This is a genomic window from Rhizobium sp. GW821-FHT14E12 (genome assembly GCF_058803745.1).
Window position 1 is genome coordinate 157,043 of sequence record NZ_JBXAPH010000004.1, and the last position, 17,283, is coordinate 174,325.

At 60.5% G+C, this 17,283-nt stretch carries 12 protein-coding genes; 6 read left to right on the top strand and 6 right to left on the bottom strand.

What is annotated here, in order from left to right:
- Positions 1-7: 7 nt before the first annotated feature.
- The 4 genes from AC1RO0_RS17610 to AC1RO0_RS17625 are packed head-to-tail and all read left to right on the top strand — an operon-like array spanning position 8 to position 5,319.
- Positions 8-661 carry an ABC transporter ATP-binding protein gene (locus tag AC1RO0_RS17610; RefSeq protein WP_498594140.1) on the top strand — a complete coding sequence of 218 codons (654 nt, stop codon included), beginning with the start codon at positions 8-10 and terminating at the stop codon, positions 659-661.
- 29 nt (positions 662-690) lie between these two features.
- A complete protein-coding gene (locus tag AC1RO0_RS17615) occupies positions 691-1,956 on the top strand; it encodes a KpsE/RkpR family capsule polysaccharide export protein (RefSeq protein WP_498594141.1) in 1,266 nt (421 codons plus the stop codon).
- Between the two features lie 20 nt (positions 1,957-1,976).
- Positions 1,977-3,083: a hypothetical protein gene (locus AC1RO0_RS17620; protein ID WP_498594142.1), complete on the top strand. Its 1,107-nt coding sequence runs from the start codon at positions 1,977-1,979 to the stop codon at positions 3,081-3,083.
- A gap of 52 nt (positions 3,084-3,135) precedes the next feature.
- The gene (locus AC1RO0_RS17625) at positions 3,136-5,319 is read left to right on the top strand and encodes a glycosyltransferase family 2 protein (RefSeq protein WP_498594143.1); all 2,184 of its coding nucleotides are present in this window, start codon (positions 3,136-3,138) and stop codon (positions 5,317-5,319) included.
- Positions 5,320-5,359: 40 nt separating this feature from the next.
- Here the strand turns inward: AC1RO0_RS17625 and AC1RO0_RS17630 are convergent, their stop codons facing one another.
- The 3 genes from AC1RO0_RS17630 to AC1RO0_RS17640 all read right to left on the bottom strand — a co-directional run bounded on the left by AC1RO0_RS17630 (position 5,360) and on the right by AC1RO0_RS17640 (position 10,562).
- Positions 5,360-5,755: a (R)-mandelonitrile lyase gene (locus AC1RO0_RS17630; protein ID WP_498594144.1), complete on the bottom strand. Its 396-nt coding sequence runs from the start codon at positions 5,753-5,755 to the stop codon at positions 5,360-5,362.
- A gap of 106 nt (positions 5,756-5,861) precedes the next feature.
- On the bottom strand, positions 5,862-9,323 hold the full coding sequence (locus tag AC1RO0_RS17635) for an ATP-binding protein (RefSeq protein WP_498594145.1): 3,462 nt from the start codon (positions 9,321-9,323) through the stop codon (positions 5,862-5,864).
- 3 nt (positions 9,324-9,326) lie between these two features.
- Positions 9,327-10,562, bottom strand: coding sequence for a metallophosphoesterase family protein (locus AC1RO0_RS17640; protein ID WP_498594146.1), 1,236 nt, complete (start codon positions 10,560-10,562; stop codon positions 9,327-9,329).
- Between the two features lie 217 nt (positions 10,563-10,779).
- Here AC1RO0_RS17640 and AC1RO0_RS17645 point away from each other — a divergent pair, with 217 nt between their 5' ends.
- Both AC1RO0_RS17645 and AC1RO0_RS17650 read left to right on the top strand, forming a co-directional pair.
- Complete coding sequence (locus AC1RO0_RS17645) at positions 10,780-11,766, top strand: aldo/keto reductase (RefSeq protein ID WP_498594147.1); 987 nt, start codon at positions 10,780-10,782, stop codon at positions 11,764-11,766.
- A gap of 74 nt (positions 11,767-11,840) precedes the next feature.
- Positions 11,841-12,578, top strand: coding sequence for an SDR family oxidoreductase (locus AC1RO0_RS17650; protein ID WP_498594148.1), 738 nt, complete (start codon positions 11,841-11,843; stop codon positions 12,576-12,578).
- Between the two features lie 90 nt (positions 12,579-12,668).
- Here the strand turns inward: AC1RO0_RS17650 and hupB are convergent, their stop codons facing one another.
- From hupB to clpX, 3 genes are all read right to left on the bottom strand, one after another.
- Positions 12,669-12,944: a DNA-binding protein HupB gene (hupB, locus tag AC1RO0_RS17655; RefSeq protein ID WP_034507562.1), complete on the bottom strand. Its 276-nt coding sequence runs from the start codon at positions 12,942-12,944 to the stop codon at positions 12,669-12,671.
- Positions 12,945-13,149: 205 nt separating this feature from the next.
- The gene (gene lon, locus AC1RO0_RS17660; protein ID WP_498594149.1) at positions 13,150-15,570 is read right to left on the bottom strand and encodes an endopeptidase La; all 2,421 of its coding nucleotides are present in this window, start codon (positions 15,568-15,570) and stop codon (positions 13,150-13,152) included.
- A 418-nt stretch (positions 15,571-15,988) separates the two neighbouring features.
- Positions 15,989-17,266, bottom strand: a complete 1,278-nt coding sequence (clpX, locus tag AC1RO0_RS17665) for an ATP-dependent Clp protease ATP-binding subunit ClpX (RefSeq protein ID WP_007692709.1) — start codon at positions 17,264-17,266, stop codon at positions 15,989-15,991.
- Between the last annotated feature and the right edge of the window lie 17 nt (positions 17,267-17,283).

The window sequence follows — 17,283 nt, forward strand, 5'->3', positions numbered from 1 at the left end:
ACGACCGATGATCCGCTTCAAAAACGTGTCGAAACACTTCAAGACACAAAATGGCAAAAAAATAATCCTGGATCGCGTGAGCTGCGAGTTCATGTCGGGCTATTCCTATGGCCTGCTCGGCGTGAACGGCGCGGGAAAGTCGACGACCATGCGGATGATCGCCGGCACCATGCTGGCAAATTCGGGCAGGATAACCAAGGACGTGCGGGTATCCTGGCCCCTGGGCTTCGCCAGCGGCTTCAACCCCTTCATGACGGGCAAGGCAAACCTTCATTTTGTCGCCCGCGCCTATGGCGAGGACGTTAGACGGGTCTCCCGTTTCGTCGAGGAATTCGCGGAGCTGGGCGACTATATCAACGCACCGGTACGCACCTATTCTTCCGGTATGAGCGCGCGGTTGGCCTTCGGGCTTTCCATGGCTATCGAATTCGAGTGCTACCTGGTCGACGAGGTTCTCTCCGTCGGCGATGCCCGCTTTCAGGAACGCTGTCGCGCCGCCTTCGAAGCCCGGCGAAAATATTCCGACATCATCATGATCTCGCATAGTATGGGCATGATCAAAAAGCACTGTGATAAGGGTATGGTGCTCGTCGACGGCAGACTTATGGTTTTCGACAAAGTCGAACAGGCTATCGAAGCCTATTATAGATTGAACAGGTAAGATGCAGCGGAGTGGCAACAAGGTCCCATATGGCTCACGATAGTGGAAAGACGTCTGATACCGTTCAGCTGACTGCGATCCAGCACAGCCGCGATGTTGCCGCGAAGCTGTCCGTGACCGCGCGCAAGTTGCGTTTTTCCACATCCAAGCGAAGCCAGCTTTTCAAAGCAGTCGGCCTGCGTCCCCGCCCGCTGGAGCAAATCATCGGACGACTGATACTGGCTGCCGCGGTGCTGATTGTTGTCATTCCGAATATCGTTTCGGTCTATTACTTCACCTGCGTAGCCGTGGACCAATACCAGTCCGAAACGCGCTTCACCGTCCGCTCCTCGACGCCGGCGCTCGGCAAGGACCAGCTTGCCAAGGTCACCGGCCTGCCATCGGTGCAAATCGTTCAGGACACGCAGATCGTCACGAATTTCATTGCCAGCAAGGATATGGTGGCCGCCCTCCAGTCCAAGGTCGATTTCCAGAAACTCTATGGAAATCCGGACATCGATCCGCTGGCGCGGCTCCGACGCGATGCCTCGACGGAAAAGCTGCTCGATTACTGGGAGGACATGGTCTCTATCAAGACCGACGCGACCAGCGGCATTGTGACGGTCAAGGTCCGTGCTTTTTCGGCGGCTGACGCACAGAAGGTCTTGCTGGAGGTGGTGGCCGCGTCCGAAGCCGTGGTCAACGATGTCAACAACCGCATCTGGCGCGATGTCATCGCCACCGCTCAGGCCAACCTGGAGAATGCAAAAGACCAACTGCAGAAAAGCCGGGAGCAACTTCAGCTCGCCCGCAATCAAACCGGCGTCCTCAGCGTCGCGGGATCATCGGCGATCTTCACGAACCTGATCACAGCCGTGCAGACGGACAGAATCAATTTGCAACAGAGATACGATGCATTGCTCGGCAACGTATCGCCGACCGCGCCGCAGATGCGGGTGCTGAAGCGCGAGATCGAAAGCAAGCAGAAGCAATTGGACGATTTGAACAGGCAGGTGGCCGGGCAAGGCAAATCCGAGCAAAACCTCGCCGATGTGTCGGTCGGCATGTCGCAGCGAGAGCTGGAGCAGAACCTCGCCGAACAGCAGTTCGCGGCCAGCATGAAAACGCTGGAGCAAGTGCAGTTCGTCAGCAAGCAGCAACTGCTTTATCTCGACACATTTCTTGCTCCGAATCTGCCCGACGAAGCAAAATACCCCAAGCGCGGCCTCTGGATTGGCGGCGTTCTGGCGGCCACTATCCTCATCTGGGGCATTGTCGCCGGCCTGCTGACGGCCCTGCGAAATCGTCTCGCGTGATTTCTCCCGGTCGGCCCTCCATGCAAATTCTGCGCAACATCGTCTACAGATTGCTTCCAAGACCACGGCTTTCCGCCGCGCCCGTCGATACAGCGCGTTCCGCTGCAAAGCGGCTGCTCGTGCTGTCGCGATACCCCAATCCCAGTGTCAGCTACTATCTGGATGAACGAACCAAGGCTCTTGCCGATATCCCGGTACTCATGAAGGGGCTCGACGAAGGGTTGGACGATGTCGATAGCGAGGGGCTTTTCGTCATCATCTGCCGCTATATCAGGGAGCCGCAGCTACGCTGGCTGGAAGACAGGCGCCACAGCCTGGCGGGCGTGGCCTATTTCGTCGATGACGATATTCCCGCCGTCGTTACGGGTGACGAGGCAACCTGGCCCTACAAATTCACCTTGCTCAATCTTGCCGTCCGGCCGCTCCCGCGCGTCAACCGGTTGCTCACGCATCTGTGGACATCGACGGAAACCCTGGCTGATACGCTGGCAAATAAACGCCACACGATCGAGATCCTCGCGCCGATGCCTGCAAACCCGGCCCGGAGATCATCCGAAATCGTCAGCGAAACCTCTGCGTCATTGAAGATGGTCTATCATGGGACCGGTGTTCACCGCCGTGAACATGAATTCCTGATGCCGATCGTCAGGACGGCAATGGACAGGCACCGGAATTTGCATTTCGAGGTTTTCGCCGAGGGTAACCTTGCTCGCCAGTGGAGCCGCCAGGACATCGACCCGACGCGAACGACCATAAACCTTCCACTGCCCTGGGCGTCCTATCTTGCAAAAACCACGGATCAGGGCGTCGATATCGCGCTGGCACCGCTCCTACTCGGGAAGACCAATGATAGCCGGTCGGACACCAAGCGAATCGACATCAGCCGTATGGGCGCCGCCGCGATTTTTTCCCGCTGCCCGACATTCGCACGCTGTGCAGTCGCCGGGGAATTTCACATCGACAATACGGCGGAGGAATGGCTGACGGCGATCGATCATCTTGTGAATGATCCGGATCGGCGATTGGTCGCTCGCAATGCCACCATGAAATCCATAGAGAAAATGCGGCAGAGCGCTACGATAGCGTTTCCAGGTATCCGTTTCGACACGCTTGGTGATATGGCGTGAATCGGCCATGGAGACGCTCTCCGCAGCGGGCTGTTTAAATATTCAGGTATCAATGACACTCAAGATTTTACCCAACGACGACCTTGAACGCGCGATTTCGCCGGAAACGAATTCCACTCTATGGAAGTCGCTTGGAGACGACCCTGCCTTCGAGATCAGATTTGCACCCGTCAGAAAAAAGCTTGTCGTCATTCATATCGCCGCCACCGACGAGGCCATAGACCCGAAATTCTATATCAACCGCGGTCGCGGATTCCGCGAAAAGGATACGGTCACGCTGCCGTCCGGGAGCCGCTTCATTGTCACGGCTGACGTTGGGACTATCGGCACCATCTGCGCGCTCCGCGCCGACCCGGCGACATTTTCCACCACGCTCGGCTTCGAGGTCAAAGCGTTTTCCTCGGTGAAATCGGCCGAGAAGCACATCGCCGCTTTGCTTGGCTCCCATGGGCCAGCCGAGCGCGTGGATCTCGGCAAACTGCCGCAATACTGGACGAAAATGCCAAAGCTTGCCTTCGGCAAACGCTCCCCGAGCAAAACGATACAATATGCAGAGGCAAGCTATCGGCTGGCCGCCGATCTCGCCCCCTTGCCCGTTTCCGCAACATCCGGAACATGGCTCAGCGTCGTCGTGCCGGTCTACAATGCCCCACCCCGCTATCTCGACGATCTCGTCCGATCGTTCGAAACGCAAAACGAGCAGGGTACAGAACTCATTCTCAGCGACGACGGATCGACCTCGTCGGAAACAAAACGATGGTATGAAACGCAGAAATCGAAGGACAATATCCGGTTCGTTCTGAACGGCCGGAATGGCGGCATAGCGGTTGCCACCAATGCCGGGCTGTCGCAGGCTCGTGGCCTATGGGTCGCCTTTCTGGACCACGACGACATGATCGCTCCTCACGCCTTCAAGGTCGTGCGGAACGTCTTCGAGCAAAACCCGAATGCCAATTTTCTCTATACCGACGAATTGGTGGTCGATGACATGCTGCGGCCCACAGGGCTGATGCTGAAGCCGGCCTACGATCCCGTTCTCCTGACGGGCGTCAACTACATCAATCATTTCTCCATCTATCGCCGCAGCCGGCTCCAGGAGATCGGCTATCTGCGCACCGGATATGACGGCTCGCAAGATTATGACCTGCTGTTGCGGTATCTGGAGGGGTTACCTGGCGATACCATCCTGCACCTGCCCTATCCGGCCTATTGGTGGCGGCGCAATGGCCGCACCTATTCGCGCAAGTTCATGGATGCGGCAACTGCCAATGCCCGCAAGGCGCTTTCCGAACGATTTGCACATCGGCAGCAGCCGATTCGCGTGGAAGAGGCCCTGACGGACACCCTCCACCGCGTCATGTTCGAGCGGCCGGAAAATTCCTGGCCCAAGGTTTCGATCATCATCCCCAGCAAGGACAGCCTCGATCTGATCTCTAGGGTGTTGAAGGATATCTTCGAACGAACGGACTATGCGAATTTCGAAGTGCTGGTCGTCGACAACGGCTCCTCGGATCAGGCTGTCCTCGCTCTCTACGACCATTACAGCCGGACCTCCCCGCAGTTCTCCGTGTCGATCACGCCGGAACCGTTCAACTTCTCTCGCTCGGTCAATCGTGGGCTCAGTGCCGCTACAGGCGAACACCATCTGATCCTCAACAATGACGTCGAGATCATCGAGCCGGGCTGGCTGAAAGAGATGGTGACGTGCCTTGCCTATGAGGGAACCGGCATTGTCGGCGCCAAGCTGCTCTATGGCAACAACAAGGTCCAGCATGCCGGTGTCATCGTCGGCTTCGGCGGGCTGGCGGGTCATTGGTACATGAACAAGCCAAGGGAGTTCGGCGGCCCGATGAACAGGCTGCATGTCCGCAATTCCATGACCTGCGTGACAGGGGCCGTCATGCTGATTTCCGGCGACTGCGCCCGGGCCATCGGCACATTCGACGAAGAGCATTTCGCAGTCGCCTATAATGACGTCGACTACTGCGTACGCGCCCACAAAGCCGGCTTCCGCATCATATGGACGCCATTCGCCTGCCTCTATCACCATGAATCGCTGTCGCGAGGATCGGACAAATCCGGAGCGAGAAAGAAGCGCTTTGAACAGGAGAAGGACAATCTGCGCCGGGCACACGGCACGCTGACCTTCGCGGATCGCGCCCTCAATCCCGCCTACAGCCGCGACAAGTCAGACCCTAAGATCCTGATACCGACGAAGTTACACCTTCCGCAGTGAGCTCACGGCGATCCGGCGGGATCGCCGCACCGTTTTGCCCTTACGCGCGATACTGTTCCTCGCTCACATATTCCATCCAGTCCGCAGCCTTGCCGTCCTGCGTCTCCTGAATGGCGATATGGGTGAGCGCGGTCTCCGGCCCGGCGCCATGCCAGTGCTTTTCACCGGGCGAGAACCAGAGGACGTCGCCGGCATTGATCTCCCGAATGTCGCCGCCCCAACTCTGCGCAAGCCCCTTGCCCGCCGTCACCACCAGCGTCTGGCCGAAGGGATGCGTGTGCCAGGCGGTGCGGGCTCCCGGTTCGAAACTGACACTGAAGACCTGGACGCGGGCTGGCGCCGGAGCCTGCATCAATGGCTCCTGACGCACCTCGCCGGTGAAATACTCGGCCGGCGCCTTCAGCACCGGGCGCGATCCATTGGGTTTGATTTCCAAGGCTTATCTCCTGCTTCGAACGGCGCTCGGCGCGCCTCGCTCCTACAGCCAGCCTATGCCATTCGAAGACGTCATCCAAGCAACAAGGTGGCGTTCGGCAGGATACTTAGAGCCGGATCAGATCCAGATCCTTGCCGATCTCGCGTTTGGCGATCTCGACCACGCTCATTTCATGGGTGAAGAGAATGATCTGGAAACGCTCCGCCGTGCCAGCAAGCGCCTTCAGTCCGGCGCTGGCGCGCTCGTCGTCGAAGGTCTGGAAGATATCGTCGACGATCAGTGGGGCCGGTTCGTTGCGGGCGGAATAGTCTTCGAGGAAGGCGAGCCGCAGGGCGAGGTAAAGCTGATCGCCGGTGCCTTCGCTCAAGCCTGCGAGCGGCACGCGCTCGCCGCCGGAGCGTTCGGCCAGCAATTGCAGCGTATCGGCGTCGTCGTGCTCCTCGACCAGCCGTGTGAAGCCATGGCCGGTCAGCAGCGAGAACAGCTCGCCTGCCCGCGTGATGACCGGATCGGCCTGCTGCTCGCGATAGGCCTCCATCGAGCTTGCCAGCATCTGCGCGGCCAGCTTCAGCACCACCCATTGCCGCGCCAGATCCTTGGCCTCCTGCTCTGCGGAGAGCTTTTCGAAGACGGCGGATTCGGCGCTGACGCCGGTTTCAAGCGCGCTCCGCTGCCGCTGGTTTTCGGCCAGACGGGCCGCGAGCGCACCGTTCTCGGTGAACTGCCTTTGATCCTCGGCGGAGAGCCGCTCGATCTCCAGCCCGGCGGCAACGCGCTCGAAGCCCGCAAGCTCGGCGCGGATCACCTCTTCGCCATCGCCTTCCGACTGCTGACGCAAGCGATCTCGGCTTTCCGTCAGCCGCGCTTGCAAGCGGGCGCGATCGCGCAGGTGCAAGAGCAGAGCCGGCAGATCGGTGTCCTCCGGCAAATCCACTGTCAGCCCGGTAAGGGTGGCCTCAACCGTCGCAAGCGCCTCGCCACAATGAGCGGCCTGCGCCTCCGCACGTTGGCGCTCCTCCTCGAGCCGGTCTTGCTTCTTCTGCTCGCCGCGCACGGCGCTGACATGGGCATGCAATGCTTCGGCTGCGGCGTCCGGCGGTAGATGATCGAGCTCTAAGCCGGCTGTTGCGGCAAGGGTCGCGAGCCGCCGTTCGAAATCGGCCATGTCGCGACGCATACCACTGACACGGCGCTGGCGATTGTCATGCTCCGCCAGAGCATCCGGCAGCTCCATCCATGCCTTCAAGGCGGCGGAGGCCATCTCCAGCGTTGCATCGGCGGAAAGGCCGAGTGACAGGACAGCCTTGCCGAACGCATCGCGCCAAACGGCCTGACGTCGCTCGATATCCTTCTGCTGCTCACCAAGCCGCGTCAGTCGATCCCGGGCAGCCCCGATCTCGCCTTCGCGCATCCGGCTCTCGTTCCAGCGCTCCGAAAGCAGACGAAGATGCTTCCGTAGGCCTTCCGCCATCGCATTCGGCGGTAGGCGGCCGCTTTTATAGCCGGTGGCATCGGCAATATCCTTTAGCGCCGGCGAGACACGCGTCTCTGCCAAAGCAGCTTCATTTCGCTGATCCAGCAGATCGCGGAGAGCCCGGCGCTCGCGGAAGAGAGTCTCAACTCCACGCCGCCATTCCAGCATGGCTGCCGGATCGAGAGCGGAAACACCAGTCGGATCGAAGAGCGCCGCGAAGGCAGCCTGCGCCTTTGCGGAGACCTCTTCGCGCTGTCGTAATCGTTTTGCGGCCGCCTCGCGCTCCTGCAACAGCCGCGCCTGACGCAGGCGGTTATCGGCATGGCGCGAAACGCGATCCGCATCGCTCAGCGCCGCGTCGGCCAAGCGATCGGCTTCCGCGAGGCTAGTCGCAAAGGTGGCGATCGCTTTGCCATCGGGAGCTCGGCCTGCATTCGTCAACCCGTCGCGGATCCATTGCCATTGGGCATCGCGAGCCTCGCGCGCGTCGACGATCTGTTCACGGGTGACGATCGGGCCAGTGCGCTCCGCCTCTGCCAGCGCCTGTTCGATCTCGGCCAGTTGCTCATCATAGCCACGCAGCTTGTCGGATGCGTCGCGTACGCCGGCGCGGGCCGCATCGATGGTTTCGCGATGCGCGGCAATCTCTGCGCCCTCCGGCAGCGGGGTTGCAAAGAGCGCGTCGATATCGGCGACCGGCGGACGCAGGCGGGCGGCGGCTTCGCGAAGATCCGCTTCAATGCGGCTGATCTGCGTCTCCAGCCCATCAAGGCGGCCAAGGCTGGCGAGATCTCCGGCCAATGCTTCGAGCTGATCAATATAGGATCTCGGATCGATCAACCGTCCGGCAGAACCATCCTTCTCCAGCGACGCCAGCTGCCTCCGCTCGCTGTCTAATTGCTCAGCATTTCCCTGGCCCAGCTGCAACAGCCGCCTGCCCTCCTCGACCAATTCGGAGAGACGGACACGATCGGCGTCGCTGGGCTGTTGTTTCTCCAACTGCGCTGCATCGGTAAAACCAAGGCGGCGGCCCAGTTGCGCAAGCGTCGCCTCATAGCCAGCGAGCTCCTGATCGACGCGCGGCAGATCCTGGCGCTGGCTGCGATAATTGCCCGTATCGGCGAAAAGCTGGGTGATGTCGTCGGATATTTGCAGCACGGTGTCGTCGATGCGGATCATCGACAGTTCTTCGCCGGTGCGCGCGGCCAGCTGCTGGGCGTGGCGCAGTTCCTCCTCTGCGGTCCGCTTGTCGTTCAGGCCCCTCTCCAGCTGATCGGCAAAGCTGTCTGGTACTGCCGCCAGGTCAGCAAGGTCCTCAAGGGCCGCTCTCTCCCCGTCGATTTCGGCCAGGAGCGGCTGCAGCGTCTTCAGCTTTTGCAGACGGTCGAGCGCTTGGCGCGTCTGGCGGCGCTGGTCCTGCAGGCGCTCCAGCTCGGCTTCGAGTTCAGCGGCTTCAGCCAGCAGCTTCTTCCAGTCGCCGGATTTGAGCTCGTTGTCGCGTTCGGCCTTGCGGGCCTCGTCATGGCGGTCCAGCGCCTGATAGAAACTGCGATCCTTGGATCGACGCTGCGCATAGATGCCCTCGGCTTCGCCTTCCAGCGACTGACGCAGGCGAGAGAGGCCGGTGAGACCGGAGGCGGCGGAAAATAGCAGGCTGCCGATCTCGCCGCCGCTGCGCAGCATCGCCGTCGCCCCTTGCCGCAGACGGAGTGAATCGAGGCCGAAGGCGCGCTCGAAGACATCACGGCTGAGATTGCCGAGAAATGGCGCCAGGGCATCTTCGGCAAGCGGCGTTTCCTTGTCGTCGGGCACCAGCAGCGTGTTCTTGCGCCCGCGGCGGCGGCGAAAGTCGAGTGTCGTTCCATCGCGCGTGGCGATCGATGCGCCCACGCGCAGAGTTGTCGGCTCGTGCAGGAAGCTTTGCTCGGCGGCAGTCGGAAAGCCGAACAGCAGGTCGGAGATCGCGCTGAGCGCCGAGGATTTTCCGGCCTCGTTCGGCCCGTAAATGACATGCAGCCTGGCGCCGGCACGAAAATCGAGCGTGCGGTCGGTCAACGCGCCGTAGCGGAGAATGTCGAGCCGGTTAAAACGCATGGGTCAGCCCGCCCCCTGCCCGCGTGCCAGCAGCAATTGCCGCGCCTCTTCGATCAAGGTCTCCAGAGTATCGTCTAGCGGCAGCTCCGCCGCGCCCAGTCCGCCCGGCAGGCGGACCGCAATCTCGCCGACAAGCCGGCCTGCTTCCGCTACGATGTCCGCATCCCCGGTGTGCTCGGAAAGCAATTGTCCGAGATCGAGCGTGCCATTGGCCTCGACAACAGCCGCTGCAGGCGATTCCAGCCGCAGTTCGAGCTTCTCCAGCCAGATATCCTCGTGGACACGATGGCAGGCCGCTTCGACTTCGTCACGCCATTGCTGGCGATCAGCTGCGACGGCGCCCTGTAGCGGCGTAATGCCCGACAGCCGCACCCGCAGCGCCGTCATCCGCCCCGCCATGTCATCGGCCAGCGGCTGCACCGCCTGTTCGACGCGGCGCAGGATCGCGGCCTGATCGTCCTCTGGATCGACTATGATATCGACCTGCGCAAACCGCGCTTCGTCGACGATCAGCCGCTCATGGTTGATGCGACCATCCTCGACGGTGACGAGCACGGCACCCTTGGCGCCCTGCTCGCGAATGCTGCGGCCCTGTAGATTGCCGGGAAAGATCACCAGCGGATCGGTTGCCACCACCTCGTAGTCATGGACATGGCCAAGCGCCCAATAGTCGTAGCCGCGCGAACGCAAGTCATCGATCGAGCACGGCGCATAAGGCGCATGCGGCTCCCGGCCAGTCAGCGAGGTGTGGAGAACACCGATATTGAACCAGCCGGGCACGGGTGCCGGGTAGTTTGCCGCCAGATTGTCATTGGCGGAGCGTTCGGCAAAGCCCTGCCCGTGCAGCGCCACCTGCAACGCCTCCAGCTTGACGGAGCCGGGCTTGGCGGTCGGGAATTCATGGACGTTTGCCGGCAGTGTGACGGTCTTGGTGATGACGCTCGCCGCATCGTGATTGCCGCGCAGCAGATAGACCGGGATGCCGGCCCGCTCCAGCCGCGCCATCTCGCGATTGAAGAACAGGCCGATCTTGTTGTCTTTCCAATCGCCGTCATAGACATCGCCGGCAATGAGGAAGAAATCGACCCGCTTCTCGATCGCCAGTCCCACCAGCGTCGAAAAAGCCTTGCGGCTGGCCTCCACGAAAATCGAGGCGACAGCAGCATCCTTCAGGGCCAGCCCCTGGAAAGGACTACCGAGATGCAGGTCGGCGGCGTGGATAAAACTGAAAGAGGCCATAGGCTCCGGTCGATGTCAGATATCTGGCATCCCTTTTAGGCAAATACGGAGGCAATGAATACCTGCCGGTAGCGGTCATCCCATGCTTTCGTGGATTGCCGAACGCTGTGATATTCCTATGTCACACGATTGCGATGCTGTACCACCCTCACGCGCTTGCCGCTGCTTCAGACGGCTGCTACTGCGCTAGCCTTTCAGCACGAACGGAGAGATTTTCATGAGACACCATGCTTTCGGCCGCACGCCCTTCACCGTCACGGATGTCGGCTTCGGCGCCTGGCAAATCGGCGGCGCCTGGGGCGATGTCAGCGAGGCCGATGGTCGCGCGGCACTGAACGCAGCACTTGACGCCGGCATGACCTTTATCGACACCGCCGACGTCTATGGCGACGGCCGCTCGGAAAAGATCATCGCCGACGTGCTGAAGGAACGCGGCGGCGAGCGCCCGATGGTTGCGAGCAAGGCCGGACGCCGACTTTCACCGCATTTGGCCGACGGCTATACCAAGGCCAATCTCGAAGGCTTCATCGACCGCAGCCTGAAGAACCTCGGCGTCGAGAGCCTCGACCTGGTACAGCTGCATTGCCCTCCAACGGAAGTGCTCTATCGTCCCGAAGTCTTCGCTGGTCTCGACGAGCTGCAGAAGGCCGGCAAGATCAAGGGATATGGCGTCAGCGTCGAGAAGGTCGAGGAGGCACTGAAGGCGATCGAGTATCCTGGCGTCGTCAGCATCCAGATCATCTACAACATCTTCCGCCAGCGGCCCGATCACCTCTTCTTCCAGGAAGCCAAGCGGAAGCAGGTCGCCGTCATCGCCCGCGTGCCGCTCGCCTCCGGCCTGCTCTCCGGCAAAATCACCCGCGACACCCACTTCGCCAGCGACGATCATCGTAACTTCAACCGCAACGGCGAAGCCTTCGATGTCGGCGAGACCTTTGCCGGCGTGCCCTTCGAGGTCGGCCTGCAGGCTGTGGAAGACGTGCGCAAGTTGGTCCCGGCCGGTGCCAGCATGGCGGCCTTCGCACTCCGCTGGATCCTGATGCACGACGCGGTCACTGTCGTCATCCCCGGCGCCCGCAATGCCGAGCAGGCCAAGGCTAACGCGGCCGCAGCTGACCTTGCGCCGCTGTCGGCCGACGTCATGGCGGCAACGCGCGAGATCTACGAGCGCCTGATCGCCCCGCACGTTCATCACCGCTGGTAAGAGCAATGACCGTTTAGACGATAGGTGGCCGGGTGCAGATCCGGCCACGAACGGAGATTCGGGAGGAGGATTCAATGAAAGTAGCTCTGGTAACGGGTGCATCTCGCGGGCTTGGCGCAGTCATCGCGCGTGGATTGGCGGAGGACGGTTGGGCCGTTGCAGTCAATTATGCGAGTGATACGCCCGGAGCGGAAGCTGTGGTCGACGCGATCCGGCAACGGGGCGGCCAAGCCTATGCGGCAAAGTTCAGCGTGATCGACAAGGCTCAGCTCACCGAGGGGCTGGATGCCATCGGGAACGCGCTCGGCCCCGTCGACCTGATCGTCAACAATGCAACGGGTCCGCAACCGAGCATGCCATTGATGGAGCAATCCTGGCAAACCTATCTCGATCAGCTTGAGTTCTTCGTCAAAGCGCCCCTCGAACTGCTTCAGGCGGTATTGCCGGATTGGCGGGCGCGCAAGTCGGGACGAATTATCAATATCGGCTCGGAAATAGCGGAGCTCGGCAACCCTGAAGTCGGACACTATGCGTCAGCAAAAGGCGCCATGCTGTCCATGACCCGCTCCTGGGCCAAGGAATTGGCCCCCGAAGGGATTACGGTCAATCTGGTTGCGCCGGGCTGGATTCCCGTCGAACGCCATGCCGGAGCGTCTCAACAGTCGATCGATGGATATCTCGCCCAAACGCCGCTCGGGCATTTCGGAACGCCGGAGGACATCGCCCACATGGTGGTATTCCTCGCCTCCAACAAGGCGGACTTCCTGACCGGTCAAAAATTTGCGGTCAACGGCGGACGCACGCTTCTCTGAGCAGGGACCGCAAACAAAAAGGGGATCCGAAAATTCGGATCCCCAATATCCTCCGCCGCCCGGAAAACTCCTGGCAGCAGGTGAAAACAATCAGCTGTTAACAGCGTCCTTCAGGCCCTTGCCGGGCGTGAACTTCGGCACGTTGCGAGCCGCGATGTCAACTTCAGCACCGGTCGACGGGTTGCGACCCTTGGTGGCTGCACGGTGAGAAACGGTGAAGCTACCGAAACCTGCGAGACGAATGTCGCCGCCCTTCTTCAGTTCAGCCTGCACAGCATCGAAAACAGCGTCAACAGCGGAAGCAGCGTCGGCCTTCGTAATACCGGCCTTCTCGGCCACTGCGGACACGAGCTCATTCTTATTCATGTTTCCACCCCTTTCTACTGGTATGAAACGACTAGTCTGTTAGCGGGGCGCAGAATACGTATGCTCCGGCCCGCCGCAACCCCAAAAGCCCTGCAAATCAAGGAAAAGCAAGCACCGCCAAAAGCTTTTCACAAAAAAAGACCGGCAAAAACGCCGGTCTTTTCTCGTTTTGTGTCAATTTGTCATAAATCAGGCGAAACCGCACTTAATGCGCGATCGTCGCTCCAACATCGTCCACACCTTCGACCGTTGCGATCACCGGTGTTTCGACGGTGCCGTCCCATTCGATCGGCTCGGGCCGGCGAACCAGCGCATGCTTGATCACCTCGCCCATGCGGGATACCGGGATGATCTCCATGTTGTTCTTCACGTTGTCCGGGATCTCCGCCAGGTCCTTGGCGTTTTCCTCCGGAATCAGCACCTTCTTGATGCCGCCGCGAAGCGCCGCGAGCAGCTTTTCCTTCAGGCCGCCGATCGGCAGTACGCGGCCGCGCAGCGTGATTTCGCCGGTCATGGCGACATCCTTGGACACCGGGATGCCGGTCATGATCGAGACGATAGCGGTTGCCATCGCGACACCGGCCGACGGACCATCCTTCGGCGTTGCCGCTTCCGGTACGTGGACGTGGATGTCGCTCTTGTCGAAGCGCGGCGGCTCGATGCCGAAATCGACAGCGCGCGAGCGGACATAGGAGGCCGCGGCGGAAATCGATTCCTTCATCACTTCCTTCAGGTTGCCGGTAACGGTCATGCGACCCTTGCCCGGCATCAGCACGCCTTCGATCGTCAGCAACTCGCCACCGACTTCCGTCCAGGCGAGACCGGTGACGACACCGACCTGATCCTCACGCTCGGCTTCGCCATGGCGGAAGCGCGGAACGCCGAGATACTGGTCGATATTCGCAGCGGTAACCGCGACGGACTTGCTCTTGCCCTTGATGATCTCCGTGACCGCCTTGCGGGCGAGCTTCATCAATTCGCGTTCGAAGTTACGAACACCGGCTTCGCGGGTGTACTGCTGGCTGATTGCCATCAGGGCATCGTCGCTGACCGAGAATTCCTGCGGCTGCAACGCATGTTCCTTGATGGCCTTCGGCAGAAGGTGCCGCTTGGCGATTTCGCGCTTCTCGTCTTCGGTGTAGCCGGCGATACGGATGACTTCCATGCGGTCCATCAGCGGTGCAGGGATGTTCAACGTATTCGCCGTCGTGATGAACATCACGTCCGACAGGTCGTATTCGACTTCCAGGTAGTGATCCATGAAGGTCGAATTCTGCGCCGGATCCAGCACTTCGAGCAGAGCCGAAGACGGATCGCCGCGATAGTCCTGACCGAGCTTGTCGATCTCATCGAGCAGGAAGAGCGGGTTGGACTTCTTGGCCTTCTTCATCGACTGGATGACCTTGCCGGGCATCGAGCCGATATAGGTGCGGCGGTGACCGCGGATTTCGGCTTCGTCACGAACGCCGCCAAGCGCCATGCGGACATACTCGCGGCCGGTCGCCTTGGCGATCGACTGTGCGAGCGAAGTCTTGCCGACACCCGGAGGGCCGACGAGGCACAGGATCGGACCCTTGATCTTGGTCGCGCGTGCCTGGACCGCCAGATATTCGACAATGCGCTCCTTGACCTTTTCCAGGCCGAAATGATCGGCTTCGAGGATCTTCTCGGCATTGCTCAGGTCGGTCTTGATCTTCGACTTCTTGTGCCAGGGGATGCCCAGCAGCCAATCGAGATAGTTGCGCACGACAGTGGCTTCCGCCGACATCGGGCTCATCTGGCGCAGCTTCTTCAGCTCCGCATCGGCCTTTTCCTTGGCTTCCTTGGACAGCTTCGTCTTGGAAATGCGCTCTTCCAGTTCGGCCATCTCGTCGCGGCCTTCCTCGCCGTCGCCGAGCTCCTTCTGGATCGCCTTCATCTGCTCATTCAGGTAGTATTCGCGCTGGGTCTTCTCCATCTGGCGCTTGACGCGCGAGCGGATGCGCTTTTCGACCTGCAGGACCGAAATCTCGCCTTCCATGAAGCCGAGCGCCTTTTCGAGGCGGCCCTTGACGCTGGTGGTTTCCAGCATCTCCTGCTTCTCGGTGATCTTGATCGACAGGTGCGAGGCAACCGTATCGGCCAGCTTCGAATAGTCTTCGATCTGGCTGGCGGCACCGACCACTTCCGGCGAAATCTTCTTGTTGAGCTTCACATAGCTCTCGAACTCCGAAACGACCGAGCGGCTCAGCGCCTCCAGTTCGACCGGATCTTCCTGCGGCTCATGCAAGACGTGGCCGAGGGCCTCGTAGAAATCCTCGCGTGCCGTGTAGGTGTCGACCTCCGCGCGTGCCTTGCCTTCGACCAGCACCTTCACGGTGCCATCGGGAAGCTTCAGGAGCTGCAGTACATTCGCCACGGTGCCGACCTTGTGGATCGCATCCGGGGCCGGATCGTCATCGCTGGCGTTGATCTGGGTGAGCAGCATGATCTGCTTATCAGACCCCATGACCTCTTCCAGCGCGCGGATGGATTTTTCCCGTCCGACGAACAGCGGCACGATCATGTGGGGGAAAACCACGATGTCGCGCAACGGCAATACCGGATAGGCAATGCTCTCATTTGCCGCAGACGTTTTCTTAGTCATGTCATTTCCTTTCCGTCGTCCCGTTCCCGGGCTCTCTGCCGGCCTTAGGGGATTAGCCGGCTCTCTCACTTGGCTTAGAAGTGGAGCTTCACATTATCTATTTCAAGTCGTGCGGGACGCGCGCCGTGAGGCAGCGAGACACGAATTCACAAGGAGGAACGCAACAACAAACATCGGACCCCGGCTACTCGAACACTGCCGGCAACGCGGGTCCCGGAGGATCAAAGCCGGGCGAAAACCCGATCCACCGACGATTCCGGAATCATGCCATCATGGCCGCGGCGGGCGCTCTTCACAACCGGTTTGGACGGCGTTCCCATAAGCTTATCCCGGACTTTATCAGGAAACTGTACGATTTTTCAAATAGAAAGGGGCTCGTCAACGACGAGCCCCTGTATTTAAGCCGCAGATCTGTCGATCAGGCGGTGGCGTTGGCCTTTTCATCCTGCCGATCGGCATAGATGTAGAGCGGACGGGCGGAACCGCGAACCACTTCCTCGGAAATGACCACTTCGCGAACGCCTTCCAGCGCCGGCAGATCGAACATGGTGTCGAGCAGGATCTTTTCCATGATCGAGCGCAGGCCGCGAGCACCGGTCTTGCGCACGATCGCCCTGCGGGCGATTTCGCGCAATGCGTCCTCGTGGAAGTTCAATTCGACGTCTTCCATCTCGAACAGGCGCTGGTACTGCTTGACGAGCGCGTTCTTCGGCTCCGACAGGATCTGGATCAGCGCATCCTCGTCCAGGTCTTCCAGCGTCGCCAAAACCGGCAGACGACCGATGAATTCCGGGATCAGGCCGAACTTGACCAGATCTTCCGGCTCCAGCTCGCGCAGCACTTCGCCGACGCGGCGGTCATCCGGACCCTTGACGGCAGCACCGAAGCCGATCGAGGTCTTCTCGCCACGGGCTGAGATGATCTTGTCGAGACCGGCAAAAGCGCCGCCGCAGATGAACAGGATGTTCGTCGTGTCGACCTGCAGGAATTCCTGCTGCGGATGCTTGCGGCCACCCTGGGGAGGAACGGAAGCGACCGTGCCTTCCATGATCTTCAGAAGCGCCTGCTGCACACCCTCGCCCGAGACATCGCGGGTGATCGACGGATTGTCCGACTTGCGGGAAATCTTGTCGACTTCGTCGATATAGACGATGCCGCGCTGGGCACGCTCGACATTATAGTCGGCAGCCTGCAGCAGCTTCAGGATGATGTTTTCAACGTCTTCACCGACGTAACCGGCTTCGGTCAGCGTCGTGGCGTCAGCCATGGTGAAGGGCACATCGATGATGCGGGCCAGCGTCTGCGCAAGATAGGTCTTGCCGCAGCCGGTCGGGCCGACGAGCATGATGTTCGACTTCGCCAGTTCGACATCGCCGTTCTTGGACGCATGCGCGAGACGCTTGTAGTGGTTATGCACCGCCACCGACAGGATCTTCTTCGCCTGCCTCTGGCCGATGACGTATTCGTCGAGAACCTTGATGATGTCCTGCGGCGTCGGCACGCCGTCACGGGACTTGACCATCGAGGATTTATTTTCCTCGCGGATGATGTCCATGCACAATTCGACGCATTCATCGCAGATGAAGACGGTCGGTCCGGCAATCAGCTTCCGGACTTCATGCTGGCTCTTGCCGCAGAATGAACAATACAGAGTATTCTTGGAGTCGCCGCCGTTGCTGCCGCTGACTTTGCTCATATCCTTTTCCTTCCAGC